Origin of the sequence: Comamonas sp. B-9, assembly GCF_000410635.1 — a bacterium.
GTDB lineage: Bacteria > Pseudomonadota > Gammaproteobacteria > Burkholderiales > Burkholderiaceae_C > Comamonas.
Map to the genome: position 1 here is coordinate 42,186 of NZ_KE148643.1, position 14,945 is coordinate 57,130.

General features: G+C 62.6%; 12 protein-coding genes. 6 read left to right on the plus strand and 6 right to left on the minus strand.

Going from position 1 to position 14,945, the window contains the following annotated elements; all coding sequences use genetic code 11:
* Window positions 1-260 (minus strand): biotin/lipoyl-containing protein (locus H928_RS33680; protein ID WP_306729959.1); only part of this gene is annotated, 260 nt, incomplete at its 3' end.
* Window positions 261-281: 21 nt separating this feature from the next.
* Window positions 282-2,987: a pyruvate dehydrogenase (acetyl-transferring), homodimeric type gene (gene aceE / locus H928_RS0119835; RefSeq protein WP_021028065.1), complete on the minus strand. Its 2,706-nt coding sequence runs from the start codon at window positions 2,985-2,987 to the stop codon at window positions 282-284.
* 216 nt (window positions 2,988-3,203) lie between these two features.
* Between aceE and H928_RS28890 the strand changes: the two genes are divergently transcribed.
* From H928_RS28890 to H928_RS0119860, 5 genes are all read left to right on the plus strand, one after another.
* Window positions 3,204-5,723: a PAS domain S-box protein gene (locus H928_RS28890; RefSeq protein ID WP_052330143.1), complete on the plus strand. Its 2,520-nt coding sequence runs from the start codon at window positions 3,204-3,206 to the stop codon at window positions 5,721-5,723.
* A gap of 36 nt (window positions 5,724-5,759) precedes the next feature.
* The gene (locus H928_RS0119845; protein ID WP_021028067.1) at window positions 5,760-6,392 is read left to right on the plus strand and encodes a response regulator transcription factor; all 633 of its coding nucleotides are present in this window, start codon (window positions 5,760-5,762) and stop codon (window positions 6,390-6,392) included.
* 162 nt (window positions 6,393-6,554) lie between these two features.
* Window positions 6,555-7,403, plus strand: a complete 849-nt coding sequence (gene folD, locus H928_RS0119850) for a bifunctional methylenetetrahydrofolate dehydrogenase/methenyltetrahydrofolate cyclohydrolase FolD (protein WP_021028068.1) — start codon at window positions 6,555-6,557, stop codon at window positions 7,401-7,403.
* Between the two features lie 200 nt (window positions 7,404-7,603).
* On the plus strand, window positions 7,604-9,661 hold the full coding sequence (locus H928_RS0119855) for a M3 family metallopeptidase (protein WP_021028069.1): 2,058 nt from the start codon (window positions 7,604-7,606) through the stop codon (window positions 9,659-9,661).
* A 123-nt stretch (window positions 9,662-9,784) separates the two neighbouring features.
* Window positions 9,785-10,444, plus strand: coding sequence for a glutaredoxin domain-containing protein (locus H928_RS0119860; protein WP_021028070.1), 660 nt, complete (start codon window positions 9,785-9,787; stop codon window positions 10,442-10,444).
* Window positions 10,445-10,529: 85 nt separating this feature from the next.
* Here H928_RS0119860 and rpiA read toward each other — a convergent pair whose 3' ends face one another.
* Entirely contained in the window at window positions 10,530-11,201 is a 672-nt protein-coding gene (rpiA, locus tag H928_RS0119865; RefSeq protein ID WP_021028071.1) for a ribose-5-phosphate isomerase RpiA, read from the minus strand.
* Window positions 11,202-11,255: 54 nt separating this feature from the next.
* Between rpiA and H928_RS0119870 the strand changes: the two genes are divergently transcribed.
* Window positions 11,256-12,311: a quinone-dependent dihydroorotate dehydrogenase gene (locus tag H928_RS0119870; protein WP_021028072.1), complete on the plus strand. Its 1,056-nt coding sequence runs from the start codon at window positions 11,256-11,258 to the stop codon at window positions 12,309-12,311.
* A gap of 85 nt (window positions 12,312-12,396) precedes the next feature.
* Here the strand turns inward: H928_RS0119870 and bioB are convergent, their stop codons facing one another.
* From bioB to H928_RS0119890, 3 genes are all read right to left on the minus strand, one after another.
* A complete protein-coding gene (gene bioB / locus H928_RS0119875; protein WP_021028073.1) occupies window positions 12,397-13,422 on the minus strand; it encodes a biotin synthase BioB in 1,026 nt (341 codons plus the stop codon).
* Window positions 13,423-13,900: 478 nt separating this feature from the next.
* Window positions 13,901-14,320, minus strand: a complete 420-nt coding sequence (locus H928_RS0119885; protein ID WP_043341223.1) for a glyoxalase superfamily protein — start codon at window positions 14,318-14,320, stop codon at window positions 13,901-13,903.
* 13 nt (window positions 14,321-14,333) lie between these two features.
* On the minus strand, window positions 14,334-14,801 hold the full coding sequence (locus H928_RS0119890; protein WP_027011159.1) for a VOC family protein: 468 nt from the start codon (window positions 14,799-14,801) through the stop codon (window positions 14,334-14,336).
* Between the last annotated feature and the right edge of the window lie 144 nt (window positions 14,802-14,945).

The window sequence follows — 14,945 nt, forward strand, 5'->3', positions numbered from 1 at the left end:
GCAGGTGCGGCAGCAGCAGCATCGGCCGCTTCGAGCTTGATGATGACCGAGCCTTCGGCCACCTTGTCGCCAATCTTGACGACGATTTCCTTGACCACGCCAGCGTGGCTGGACGGAATCTCCATCGAGGCCTTGTCGGACTCGACGGTGATCAGCGACTGGTCTTTGGCGACGGTGTCACCGGGCTTGACGAGCAACTCGATCACGCCCACTTCTGCGAAGTCGCCAATATCGGGGACTTGAATGTCAATCAATGCCATTGTGGTGTCTCCTGGTGCAATTTAGGCGTACAGCGGGTTGATCTTGTCGGCATTGATGCCGTACTTGGCAATCGCATCGGCGACCTTTTGCGCGGGCAGCTTGCCGTCTTCGGCCAGCGCCTTCAAGGCGGCAACAACGATGTAGTGGCGGTCGATCTCGAAGTGCTCGCGCAGCTTGCGGCGGAAGTCCGAGCGGCCAAAGCCGTCCGTGCCCAGCACCTTGTAGGTGCGGCCAGCGGGGATGAAGGGACGAATCTGCTCGGCGTAGGACTTCATGTAATCGGTCGAGGCGATCACCGGGCCGGTGCTGTTACCCAGCTCGGCGGTCACAAACGGCACCTTGGCGGTTTCCAGCGGGTGCAGCAGGTTCCAGCGGTCTGCGTCCTGGCCGTCGCGGGTCAGTTCGTTGAACGATGGGCAGCTCCAGACGTCGGCAGTCACGCCCCAGTCGGCAGCCAGCAGCTCTTGCGCAAAGAAGGATTCGCGCAGGATGGTGCCCGAGCCCAGCAGCTGCACGCGCAGGTCACCGGCGCCACCGGCCTTGCACAAGTACATGCCCTTGAGGATCTTTTCCTCGGTGCCGGGCGTGAGGCCTGGCATCGCATAGTTTTCGTTCAGCAGGGTCAGGTAGTAGAAGATGTTTTCCTGGTTCTGCACCATGCGGCGCAGACCTTCGTGCATGATCACCGCCACTTCGTGCGAGAAGGTCGGGTCGTAGCTGATGCAGTTGGGGATCGTGCCCGCCAGGATGTGGCTGTGGCCGTCTTCGTGCTGCAGACCTTCGCCGTTCAAGGTGGTACGGCCCGAGGTGCCGCCCAGCAAGAAGCCGCGCGCCTGCAGGTCGCCTGCGGCCCAGGCCAGGTCGCCAATGCGCTGGAATCCGAACATCGAGTAGTAGATGTAGAACGGAATCATGATGCGGTTGCTATGGCTGTAGCTGGTTGCCGCTGCAATCCAGCTGGACATGCCACCCGCTTCGTTGATGCCTTCCTGCAGGATCTGACCCTTGGTGTCTTCCTTGTAGTACATCACCTGGTCTTTGTCGACCGGGGTGTACTGCTGGCCATGCGGGTTGTAGATGCCGATCTGGCGGAACAGGCCTTCCATACCAAAGGTACGGGCCTCGTCCACCAGGATGGGCACCACGCGCGGACCGATTTCCTTGTCGCGCAGCAGCTGGGTCAAGAAACGCACATAGGCTTGCGTGGTCGAGATCTCACGGCCTTCTGGCGTGGCTTCGAGCACGGCCTTGAAGGTCTCCAGCGCAGGCACGGTGAACTGCTCGTCGGCCTTTTCGCGGCGCTTGGGCAGGTAGCCGCCCAAGGCCTTGCGGCGCTCGTGCAGGTACTTCATTTCCGGGGTGTCGTCGGCTGGCTTGTAGAAAGGCAGGTCGGCGATCTGGCTGTCGGGGATAGGGATATTGAAACGGTCGCGGAAGGCCTTGATGTCCTCATCGGCCAGCTTCTTGGTCTGGTGAACGTTGTTCTTGCCCTCACCGACCTTGCCCATGCCGAAGCCCTTGACGGTCTTGACCAGCAAGACGGTGGGCTGACCTTGGTGGTTTTGCGCAGCATGGAAAGCGGCATAGACCTTTTGCGAATCGTGGCCACCGCGTTGCAGGTTCCAGATTTCGTCGTCGCTCATGTGCTCGACCATCTTCAGGGTGCGTGGATCGCGGCCGAAGAAGTTCTTGCGCACATAGGCGCCGTCGTTGGCCTTGAATGCCTGGTAGTCGCCGTCGTTGCACTCCATCATGATCTTGCGCAGTGCGCCGTCATGGTCCTTGGCCAGCAAGGCATCCCAGCCCTTGCCCCAGATCAGCTTGATCACGTTCCAGCCGGAGCCACGGAACTCGCCTTCGAGTTCCTGGATGATCTTGCCGTTGCCGCGCACCGGGCCGTCGAGGCGCTGCAGGTTGCAGTTGATCACGAAGATCAGGTTGTCGAGGTTTTCACGCGCGGCCAGGCCGATCGCGCCCAGGGATTCGACCTCGTCCATCTCGCCGTCGCCGCAGAACACCCAGACCTTGCGGTTTTCGGTGTTGGCAATGCCGCGGGCGTGCAGGTACTTCAAAAAGCGCGCCTGGTAGATCGCCATGATGGGGCCCAGGCCCATGGACACGGTGGGGAACTGCCAGAAATCGGGCATCAGCTTGGGATGCGGGTAGCTCGACAGACCCTTGCCATCCACTTCCTGGCGGAAGTTGAGCAGTTGCTCTTCGCTGATACGGCCTTCCAGATAGGCGCGGGCATAGATGCCGGGCGATACGTGGCCTTGGATGTAGAGGCAGTCGCCGCCGTGGTTGTCGCTCTCGGCATGCCAGAAATGGTTGAAGCCGGCACCAAACATGCTGGCCAGCGACGCGAAGGAGCCAATGTGACCGCCCAGGTCGCCGCCTTCTGGCGGGTGAATGCGGTTGGCCTTGACCACCATGGCCATGGCGTTCCAGCGCATGTAGGCGCGCAGGCGTTGTTCGATCTCGAGGTTGCCCGGGCTGCGCGCCTCCTGCTCGGTCTCGATGGTGTTGACGTAACCGGTCTTGGCGGAGAAAGGCAGATCGACGCTGTTCTGGCGCGCGTGCTCGAGCAATTGCTCGATCAGCGAGTGGGCGTAATCTGCGCCTTCACGGTCGATCACAGCGGACAGCGCGTCCATCCATTCTCGGGTTTCTTGGTCGTCGGTGCGGGTGGGGCCGTTGACGGCTTTTTGTTCGGATGGTTCGGACATGCTCGCGTCTCCTTCAAGTGATCTGCTATGAATGACTGTGCCAGAGTTTCTCACATTTTTTGAAGATTTCAAATAGCGGTCTTCATTTTCATATTATGGGAAATTGCTGCAAACGCACAATCCATGGGCGCTACAGAAGGACGCATCGGGGACAAGATCAGCGATTTGTCCAGCATCAGGGTATGGCCGCCCTGCCCTGGTCTACACTCAGCCACCATGAATTCGACCGAGCGCCCCGCCACCCCGCCCCCGAACAGCCGACCCCGTTTGGTGCAGATGTGGCAGACCTGGTGGCGCGGGCTGTCACCTTCGAGACAAGACCGCTATGCGGCCATTGCGCCGTTGGTGGCGGTGGTGATGTTTTTTATCGCCATCGTCGCCGCTTTTTGGTACCTGCGCAGCGAGGAACTTGAGCGTGAGCGCGAGGCCATGCGCCGCGATGTGGAATATGCCCAGCAGCGCATCCGGCTGCGCCTGTCGGAGCGCCAGGAGCAGCTGATGCGCCTGGCCCGCGACGTGGGCAACCAGGACGTCGACAAGAACGGCTTCAATGACCGGGCCGACACCTTGATCAGCCAGTACGCCGAGCTGCAGGCGCTGACCTGGATTGATACCGGCCGCCAGGTGCGTGCCACCCAGTTTGGCCCGAGCGTCGCGGCCGAGAACCTGCTTACTCTGGATGAGGTGATCCAGAAAAAGGAACTGCTGGAGCTGTTTGAAATGGCGCGCGACCTGCAGCAGCCGGTCTTCTCGCAGCCTTTGGCCACCAGCGAGACGGCGCCCATGCTGCTGCTGGAGGTGCCCATCAGCCAGAAGGGCCGCTTTGGCGGCGTGCTGCTGGCCGAGTTCTCGATCGACAACCTGCTGCGCTACGGCACACCCACCGAGATCCTGGCCCGCTATGCGGTGACCTTGCAGGACGGCAAGGGCACGACGCTGGCCGGCACACCGCTGACCCCGCGTGTCGCGGCCCAGCGGCTGCTGCCCTGGCGCGCAGCGCCCAATGAATTCGAGATGCCGGTCGCGCCCGTGGGCAACAGCCTGAAGCTGCGTGCCCAGGGCTACCACACCTCGCTCGGCCTGGTCAGCAACGGCCTGTTCTGGCTGGTCTGTGTGCTGAGCTTTATGACCGCCTGGCTGCTGGTGGCGACCTGGCGCCACACCCGCAAGCGCATCCGCGCGCAAGAAGCGCTGCAGGGCGAGACCAATTTCCGCCGGGCGATGGAAAACAGTGTGCTCACGGGCATGCGTGCGCTCGATCTGCAAGGCCGTATCTCCTATGTGAACGCCGCCTTTTGCCAGATGACCGGCTGGAGCGAAGAAGAGCTGGTGGGCAAGCTCCCGCCCTACCCTTACTGGCCCGAGGGCGACCAGAGCACCTACCACGACATGCTGATCGACGAGATGAGCGGCAAGGTGTTTCCCGGTGGTTTCCAGATGCGGGTCAAGCGCAAGAACGGCACGATGTTCGAGGCGCGGCTCTATGTCTCGCCGCTGATCGACGGCCACGGCCGCCAGACCGGCTGGATGACCTCGATGACCGACATCACCGAGCCCAACCGCATCCGCGAGCAACTCTCGGCGTCCTATGAGCGCTTCACCATCGTGCTCGAGGCGCTGGACGCCTCGGTGTCGGTGGCGCCGCTGGGCAGTGCCGAGCTGCTGTTCGCCAACAAGCTCTACCGCCAGTGGTTTGGCTCGCAAACGGTGGGCCATCTGCAACTGGTGGCCCAGGCCGGTGTGCTGCCCAGCAACAGCAATGCCAGCACCAGCATGGACGACGAAGACGGGCTGATGGGCCTGCCCAGTGACGAGATCACCACTGCCGTCAGCGGCAATGCCGAGATCTATATCGCCGAGCTGGGCAAATGGCTGGAAGTGCGCTCGCGCTACCTCAACTGGGTGGACGGGCGCCTGGCGCAGATGGTGATTGCCACTGACATCACGCCACGCCGCCAGGCTGAGGAGCAATCGGCCCGCCAGGCGGAGAAGGCCGCCACCGTGAGCCGCCTGGTGACCATGGGCGAGATGGCGTCCAGCGTGGCGCACGAGCTGAACCAGCCGCTCTCAGCGATCAGCAACTACTGCTCGGGCATGATCACCCGCGTCAAGAACGGGAGCCTGAGCGAAGAAGCGCTGCTCGGGGCCCTGGAGAAAACCGCGCACCAGGCGCAACGCGCCGGCCAGGTGATCCACCGCATCCGCTCCTTTGTCAAACGCAGCGAGCCCAACCGGGCACTGGCCGATGTCAGCGACATCGTCAGCGAAGCGGTGGAGCTGGGCTCGATCGAGCTCAAGCGCCACAATGTGCGGCTTTCGCACCACGTTGCCGCACGCCTGCCCAAGGTCAAGGTCGACAGCATCCTGATCGAGCAGGTGCTCATCAACCTGATGAAGAACGGCGCGGAATCCATTGCCAACGCCGAGCGCCCGGCCCACCAGCGCATGGTGGAACTGCGCGTCGTGCCTCGCAAGATCGACGCCACGGATGTGATAGAGTTTTCCGTTCAAGATACGGGGCGCGGCCTGTCACCTGAAGCACTGGAGCGCCTGTTCCAGGCCTTCTTCTCTACCAAGAGCGAAGGCATGGGAATCGGTCTCAATCTCTGCCGCAGCATTGTCGAATCTCACCATGGCCGGATGCAGGCCGAGAACCTCTACAATGGTCCGGAGGTGACAGGTTGTAATTTCAGCTTTTGGATTCCGGTGGCCAGCCCCGCGGAGTCGGCTGAATAGCCAGCGCTATACCCATACTGATAGAAGGAATTGTGCATGAGCTTGATCCCCAAAAAGGGCACGGTCTACGTAGTCGATGACGATGAGGCGGTGCGTGACTCGCTTCAATGGTTGCTGGAGGGCAAGGATTACCGGGTGCGCTGCTTTGATTCGGCCGAATCCTTCTTGGCACGCTACGATGCCCGCGAGGTCGCCTGCCTGATTGTCGATATCCGCATGGGTGGCATGAGTGGTCTGGAACTGCAGGACCGCCTGATCGAGAACAAGTCGCCGCTGCCCATCGTCTTCATCACCGGCCACGGCGACGTGCCGATGGCCGTGGACACGATGAAAAAAGGCGCCATGGATTTCATCCAGAAGCCTTTTGACGAAGCCCAGCTCGATGCCTTGGTCGAGCGCATGCTCGACCAGGCGCGCGATGCCTTCGCTGGCCACCAGCAAGCGGCCAGCCGCGATGCACTGCTGGCCAAGCTCACCGGACGCGAGTCGCAGGTGCTCGAGCGCATTGTGGCCGGCCGCCTGAACAAGCAGATCGCCGATGACCTGGGCATCAGCATCAAGACCGTCGAGGCGCACCGCGCCAACATCATGGAAAAGCTGGGCGCCAATACCGTCGCTGATCTGCTCAAGATTGCGCTGGGCTCGAATGCAGCGGCCAAGGCAACGTGATAAATTAGCGGCCTTCGCGCCCTAGGGACAACGTTCCAACAACGCTTCTCCAAGCGCAATGCGCCGGTACCGGCTTCGGTACGGCGCATTTTTCAATTCCGCGTGCCATGCTGGGGGCTCGCCCGGCTGCTGGACCACGCGCAACCCTTTTTGGATGACCACATGACTGCTCAATTGATCGATGGCAAGGCCCTCTCCCAGCAACTGCGTGCCGATGTCAAGGCGCGAGCCGACCAGCTCAAGGCCAAGGGCATCGTTCCGGGTCTGGCCGTGATCCTGGTCGGTGACAACCAGGCCAGCCAGGTCTATGTGCGCAACAAGGTCAAGTCCTGCGAAGAATGCGGCTTCCATTCGGTGCTGGAGAAGTACGACGCAAGCATGACCGAGGCCGAGTTGCTGGCCCGGGTCGAGGCGCTCAACAACGACCCGAGCATCCACGGCATCCTGGTGCAGCTGCCGCTGCCCAAGCACATCGACGACCACAAGGTCATCGAAGCCATCTCGCCCACGAAGGACGTGGACGGCTTCCATGTGGCCAGCGCCGGCGCGCTGATGGTGGGCGAAGTGGGCTTCAAGGCCTGCACGCCCTACGGCTGCATGAAGATGCTCGAATCGATCGGCATGAAGGACCTGCGCGGCAAGCACGCGGTGGTGATTGGCCGCTCCAACATCGTGGGCAAGCCCATGGCCATGATGCTGCTGGCGGCCAACGCCACCGTCACCATCACCCACAGCGGCACGGCTGACCTGGCGGCGATGACGCGCCAGGCCGACATCGTTGTGGCAGCGGTGGGCAAGCTCAATGTGCTGACCGCCGACATGGTCAAGCCCGGCGCGGTGGTGATCGATGTGGGCATGAACCGCAATGCCGAAGGCAAGCTCTGCGGCGATGTGGATTTTGACGGCGTCAAGGAAGTCGCAGGCTACATCACCCCCGTGCCCGGCGGTGTGGGCCCGATGACCATCACCATGCTGATGGTCAATACGCTGGAGTCGGCCGAGCGCGCCTGATCTCCGCAAAATCGCCTCAATTCGGAGGCGATTTATCGCTGCGGTAAAACTATGAAAACGATAGCTGTTGGCATCCGCCTTGCCGGTGCCAGCAGCTTTTTTTTGTGCTTAAATGACAGGCAATGATCTCCGGATCGTGATTACGTTCCAAGTGCCAACATGGCATTGATTGCAGGGCGCCAGGCCCCATATACAGCACCATGACCAATCCATTGCTCGACTTCAGCGGCCTGCCCCGCTTTGACCAGGTCCAACCTGAACATATCGCCCCCGCCATCGACCAGCTTCTGGCCGACAGTGAAGCGGCCCTCAAGACGGTCACGGCGCCCGGGTTCCCGGCGCAATGGAACGAAATCGCCAAGGTGCTCGATGTCAGCACTGAAAAGCTCGGCCGGGCCTGGGGCATGGTCGGCCACCTCAACTCCGTGGCCGACACGCCTGCGCTGCGCGCCGCCTACAACGCCGAGATGCCCAAGGTCACCGCCTTCTGGACGCAGCTGGGCGCCGACGAGGCGCTGTATGCCAAGTACAAGGCCATCGACCCGGCCAGCCTGAACAGCGAACAAAAGCAGGCCTGGGACAACGCGATGCGCAACTTTGTGCTCGGCGGCGCCGAGCTGCAAGGCCAGGCGCGCGAGACCTATGCGCAGCTGCAAGAAAAAAGCGCCATAGCCTGCCAGAAGTACAGCGAAAACGCGATGGATGCCACCGACCAGTTTGCCTACTACGCAGAGCTCGATGAGCTCGCTGGTGTGCCGCAAGACGTCATCCAGGCCGCCCGCGCTGCGGCCGAGGCCGAAGGCAAACCCGGCTACAAGCTGACCTTGAAGATCCCCAGCTACCTGCCGGTGATGCAGTTTGCCAAGAGCAGCGCCTTGCGCGAGAAGCTCTACCGCGCCTACACCACGCGGGCCAGCGAGTTTGGCGACACCAAGCTCGACAACACGCCCTTGATGGTCGAGATTTTGAAGATGCGAGAGCAAGAAGCGCATCTGCTGGGCTACCCCAGCTTTGGCGAGTTGTCGGTGGCGCCCAAGATGGCCCAGTCGTCGGCCCAGGTGCTTGAATTTTTGCAGGAGCTCGCCAGCAAGGCCAAGCCCTATGGCCAAAAGGATGTGCAAGACCTGCGCGACTATGCCCGCACCGAGCTGGGCCTGGACAACCCGCAGGCCTGGGACTGGGGCTACATTGGCGAGCACCTCAAAGAGGCGCGCTACGCCTTCAGCGAGCAGGAGCTCAAGCAGTATTTCCCGGCGCCCAAGGTGCTGGCAGGGCTCTTCCGCATTGTCGAGACCTTGTTTGGTGTGCAGATCAAGGGCGACCTGGCCCCCGTCTGGAACCAGGACGTGGCCTTCTACCGCATCGAGCGCGATGGCGTGCTGGTCGGCCAGTTCTACCTCGATCCGCCTGCCCGCAATGGCAAGCGCGGCGGCGCCTGGATGGACGATGTGCGCACCCGCTGGCTGCGCCCGGACAACGGCGAGCTGCAAACCCCGATCGCGCACCTGGTCTGCAATTTTGCCGCCGGCGTCGATGGCAAGCCGCCGCTGCTGACCCATGACGACGTGATCACCCTCTTCCACGAAACCGGCCACGGTCTGCACCATATGCTCACCCAGGTCAACGAGCGCGATGTCTCCGGCATCGGTGGTGTGGAATGGGATGCGGTCGAGCTGCCCAGCCAGTTCATGGAAAACTTCTGCTGGGAGTGGGAAGTGCTGCGCCATATGACGGCCCACGTCGACACCGGCGAGCCGCTGCCCCGCGCGCTCTACGACAAGATGATCGCCGCCAAGAACTTCCAATCGGGCATGCAGACCTTGCGCCAGATCGAGTTCTCGCTGTTTGACATGCGCATCCACACCGAGCTGTCGGGCAATGGCATCGATGCAGACGCCATCTATGGCGTGATGCGCGATGTGCGCCGCCAGGTGGCCGTGCTCGACCAGCCAGACTTCAACCGCATGCCCAACACCTTCACCCACATCTTTGCGGGTGGCTATGCAGCCGGTTACTACAGCTACAAATGGGCGGAGGTGCTGTCGGCCGACGCCTTTGCCAGCTTTGAAGAAGCAGCGCAAAAGCGCGGCAGCAGCGATGTGGTGGACCGCGAGGTGGGCCAGCGCTACCTGCATGCGATTTTGGAAGCCGGTGGCAGCCGCCCAGCGATGGAATCGTTCAAGGCCTTCCGGGGCCGTGAGCCGCAGCTCGATGCGCTGCTGCGCCACCAGGGCATGGCCGAGCCGCTGACGGCCTGAGCGGGCCGTCTGCCGGCCGCCCCTGCCGGTCACTCCTGCAGTGCCCGGCAGACCGCAGCCCACCGCCTGTTGGGGTGCTGCGCAGGCATAATGGCGCTACAACAGCTATAGAGAGGGATAGGCATGAAGACAAAGGCTTTGGGCAGCATGCTCGTCGGCACCGCAATCGCTTGCGCTGCAGGCTGGGCAAGCGCACAAACGGTGTACCGCATTGTGGGCCCCGATGGCCGGGTCACGTTCTCGGACCGCGCGCCCACGTCCGACACACCGAGCCAATCGGTATCGACGGGTGCTGTCACCGAGCCTGCGGGTACCCGGATCAATGACCTGCCGCTGGAAGTCAAACAAGCGGCCACCAAGTACCCGCTGACCTTCTACACCAGCAAGGACTGCGGCGCCTGTGATGTGGCCCGCCGCTACCTGCAGACCCGGGGCGTGCCTTTTGCAGAAAAGACGGTGACCTCCAATGCCGAAATCCAGGCGCTGCGCAAGCTCAACCCCGATGGCACCATTCCCTTCGCCACACTCGGAAGCCAGCATCTGAGTGGCTTTAATGAAAACGACTGGAGCGCGTACCTGGACGCAGCCGGCTATCCAGCCCAGTCCAAGCTGCCCTCCAGCTACCGCCCCGCCCCTGCGCAGCCTTTGATTCCCAAGGTGATTGCCCCGGCGGCTCCTGCTGCCGCGCAACCGGCAGACGGCAGTGCCGAGCCAGCGCCCAGTAACCAGAGCGTCGAGCCCGATCGCGTCACGCCCAGCAACCCGACCGGGATTGTGTTCTAAGCAAACGCCATCCTTACAAAAAATGGCCCGACCCGGCATTCGCTGGATCGGGCCATTGCTTTAAGGCGTGGGGGGCTTGGCGGTTTTAGAACTCCAGCGTTTCCACGCCTTGCTCGGTGCCCAGCAGGCAGACAGCCGCTTTCTGGTGCGCAAATACGCCGACGGTGATGACGCCTGGCCACTGGTTCACTTCCGACTCAAAGGCGGCAGGGTCGGCAATCGCCAGACCGGTGACATCGAGGATGTGCTGGCCGTTGTCGGTGACCAGGGGCTGGCCATCCTTGAGGCGGATGGTCGCATGGCCGCCCTTGGCAGCAAAGCGGCGGGCGATCTGGGCCGCAGCCATGGGGATGACTTCCACCGGCAGCGGGAAAGCGCCCAAGGTCTGCACCTGCTTGGAGGCGTCCGCAATGCAGATAAAGCGGTCGGCGAGCGCCGCCACGATCTTCTCGCGCGTCAAGGCCGCGCCGCCGCCCTTGACCATGAAACCCTGGTGGTCGATTTCATCGGCACCATCGATATAGACCGCGAGGCGCTCGACCTCGTTGGCATCGAACACCTGGATGCCCAGCGCGCGCAGGCGCTCGGTGCTGGCCACGGAGCTGGAGACAGCGCCCGGGATCTGGTCCTTGATGGTGGCCAGTGCATCAATGAACTTGTTCACGGTGGAGCCGGTGCCCACGCCTACGATTTCTCCGGCAACCACATACTGCAGGGCTGCGCGGCCAACCTCGGCCTTTAATTCGTCTTGTGTCATGGTAGTGCGATCAGATCAGCGAAAATACAGATAACGCCTTGATTATCCCATCCCATGTCCCTGATCCCCTATTCCCTCTCCCGCGCCGTTCTGTTTGGCATGCAGCCCGAAGCTGCCCACGACTTCACGATGGACATGCTGGCCAAGGGCCAGAACACGCCGCTGGCCTGCGCCTGGCGCCAAAGCCGGGTGAGCGACCCCATCACCTTGGCGGGGCTGCAGTTCCCCAACCGGGTGGGCATGGCAGCGGGCCTGGACAAGAACGCCCGCGCCATCGATGGCCTGGGCGCCATGGGCTTTGGCTTTGTCGAGGTGGGCACGGTCACGCCGCTGGCCCAGCCGGGCAACCCCAAGCCGCGCATGTTCCGCATCCCCGAGCGCGATGCGCTGATCAACCGCCTGGGCTTCAACAACGAAGGCCTGGCCGCTTTTGTGGCCAATGTGAAAAAGGCGCAGTTCCGCAAGCAGGCATCGCCTTTGCTGCTGGGCCTCAATATTGGCAAGAATGCGGCCACGCCGATCGAAAACGCCACCAGCGACTACCTGCTGTGCCTCGATGCGGTCTACCCCCATGCCGACTACATCACGGTCAACATCAGCTCGCCCAATACCAAGAACCTGCGCGCACTGCAAAGCGATGAGGCGCTCGATGCCCTGCTGAGCGCACTGGTGCAGCGCCGCGAGCAGCTGGCACGCGAGCATGGCAAGCACAAGCCGGTGTTCTTGAAGATTGCCCCCGATCTGAGCGAAGAGCAGGTCATCGTGATTGCCAACAGCCTCAAGGCCCATGGCATGGATGGCGTGATTGCCACCAACACCACCATCAGCCGCGATGCGGTGCAAGGCCGGCAGCATGCAGAAGAAACCGGTGGCCTCTCGGGCCGGCCAGTGTTCGAGGCCAGCAATGCCGTGGTGCGCCAGTTGCGCGCTGCGCTGGGCCCGCAGTTCCCGATCGTTGGCGTGGGCGGCATCCTGAGCGGAGCCGACGCGGTCGAGAAGATCAAGGCCGGCGCCGATGTGGTGCAGATCTACACGGGCCTGATCTACCGGGGCCCCGGCCTCGTCACCGAGATTGCGCAGGCGCTGAAAGCGCAAGGCGGCCGGCGCTGATCCCGTCATCGCAACCCGCACCAGGCCAGCATGCGCTGGCCTTTTTTGTGCTCACCTGCTGCGCCGATGCGTCCGAGCGTCTCGCTCAGGCCGCAGTTTTCAAGCTCGCCAGGCCCAGCTTGGCCAGCAGCTTGGCGTCGCTATCTGCCTCCGGGTTTCCGGTGACCAGCAGCTTGTCACCATAGAAAATCGAATTGGCGCCCGCCATAAAGCACAGCGTCTGCACCGCCTCACCCAGTTGCTGGCGGCCGGCGGACAGGCGGATGCGGGCCCGTGGCATCACAATGCGCGCAACTGCAACCACGCGCACAAAATCCAGCGGGTCCACCGGTTCGCTATCGGCCAGCGGCGTGCCGGGCACGCGCACCAGGCTGTTGATGGGCACGGACTCCGGGTAAGGCTGCATATTGGCCAGCTGGGCCAGCAGCGCGGCACGGTCCACCGGCGTCTCGCCCATGCCGACAATACCGCCGCAGCATACGCTGATGCCTGCAGCGCGGACATGGGCCAGCGTATCGAGCCGCTCCTGGTACTGCCGCGTGCTGACCACATCGCGGTAGTAGTCCGGCCCGGTATCCAGGTTGTGGTTGTAGTAATCCAGCCCAGCATCGCGCAGCGCCTGCGCCTGGTGGGGTGCCAACATGCCCAAGGTGGCGCAGCTCTCCAGGCCCAACGCCTTCACCGCCGCGATCATCGCGCTGACCTGGGCGATATCCCTGTCCTTGGGCGCACGCCAGGCCGCGCCCATGCAAAAGCGGCTGGCCCCTGCCGCCTTGGCCGCTTGCGCCGCGCGCACCACCTCCGCCACATCCATCAGCTTGTCGGCCTTGACCCCCGTGTCATAGGCCGCTGACTGCGGGCAATAACCGCAGTTTTCCGGGCATCCCCCTGTTTTGACGGAAAGCAACGTGGCCAGCTCGATATCACCGGCTGACCAGTGCGCATGGTGGACCGTTTGCGCGTGGAACATCAAGGCCATGAAGGGCATCTCCAACAGGGCTTGCACTTGGGCCACCGGCCAGGGCTCTTTGGCTGCCGGCTGGGTTGCGGCAGCTCTGGGATGCCAATGCACCGCTGACAGGGCGGCATCCGGGGTATGGGGGCTGGACATGGGAAATCTCCTCAATCGCTACCCGGTGCGGTATGCCTGGGTATGGCAGTTATTGTGTCCATTACCAGGCCGCATCGGCCCCTTGCGTCACCGGCTCTTCCGGCCCTGTCTGGCAGCTTTTCTGGGCCGTCAACTTAAGGCGCTGTTGCAGGTGCATTGCAGGCATGAAGAAGACAGATTGCTGCAATGTCTGCCAATATGCAGCCAACCACCTGCTTTGTGCATTGACTGGAAGGCTCCGCCGCGGTAACAAGGCATGCAGATAGCAGCAGATAAGGTGCCAGGAACGCGGGCAGATGCCCATCTGGGCCATGGCCGTCCAGCTTTGGCCCCGCTCGCCAAATACCACTGGCAGAATTTGGGAGTTTATTGACACTGGCGCCGTGTTTTAGTCCCAGTGCCTTTAAGGGTCTTTGCAAAATGCGCGCATAAAAAAGCCGCAACGGCGTGCGGCGGTTGTGGGGCTCAGCGCAGTGTCTCAGGCAGCCGCACCTTCTGGTGCCGCTGGCAGCTCTTCAAAGAACACCAGGTGGTTGCCAAAGGGATCGGCAATGCGCATCTCCAGCATGCCCCAGGGCATGCGCTCCAGCCCGGGCTTGGCATGGCGGTAGTTTTTGGCCAGCAATCTTTGCTGGAAGGCCTGCAGCTGCGGCCAGGCAATGCGCACCGTACTGCCGGGGCAGGCATCACCATGGTGTTCGCTCAGATGCAGCAAGCAGGCCAGGCCCGCAGCGCTGCGCAGGCTCAGCTGCTGGTAGAGCGGAAAGTCGTCACCAAAGCGGTGGGTCCAGTCCTGTGCAAAGCCCAGAAACTCCTGGTAGAACTCTGCAGCCCGCTGGGCGTCGAAGCTGCGCAGCACCGGGATGACACAGGCTTGAAAAGTGGGGGTATCCGCCATGCTGAAGACCGCCTCAACCCAGCGCCGCAATCACATCGGCGGGTGCCTGCACCAGCTCGATCAGCACGCCCTCGCCGGCGATGGGGAACTCGTCATTGCTCTTAGGATGCAAAAAGCAGATGTCATGGCCTGCAGCGCCGGGACGAATGCCGCCTGGCGCAAAACGCACGCCCTGGGCGGTGAGCCAGGCCACGGCCTGGGGCAGGTCGTCGATCCACAGACCAATGTGGTTGAGGGGCGTGGCGTGTACGGCAGGCTTTTTGTCGATGTCCAGCGGCTGCATGATGTCTACTTCGACGGCGAAGGCCCCTTGGCCCATCGCCAGGATATCCTCATCGACATTCTCGCGCTCGCTGCGGAAGCTGCCCGTTTGTGCCAGGCCCAGCATGTCGACCCAGAGTTTTTTCATGCGCTCCTTATCGGTACCGCCTATCGCTACTTGCTGGATTCCCAAAACCTTGAACGGACGCTGTGCTGACATGCTGTGTGGCTCCTTGTATAGATGGTGAGGCTTGTGCCGCAGCAGCCATTGTGCCAAGGCTTGGCCGCCATCGCGGTAGAGCGTGCGACGCAAAGAATGCCATGATGGTGCTTGCGCATCTCTGCGAAATGGTCAACATTGCTT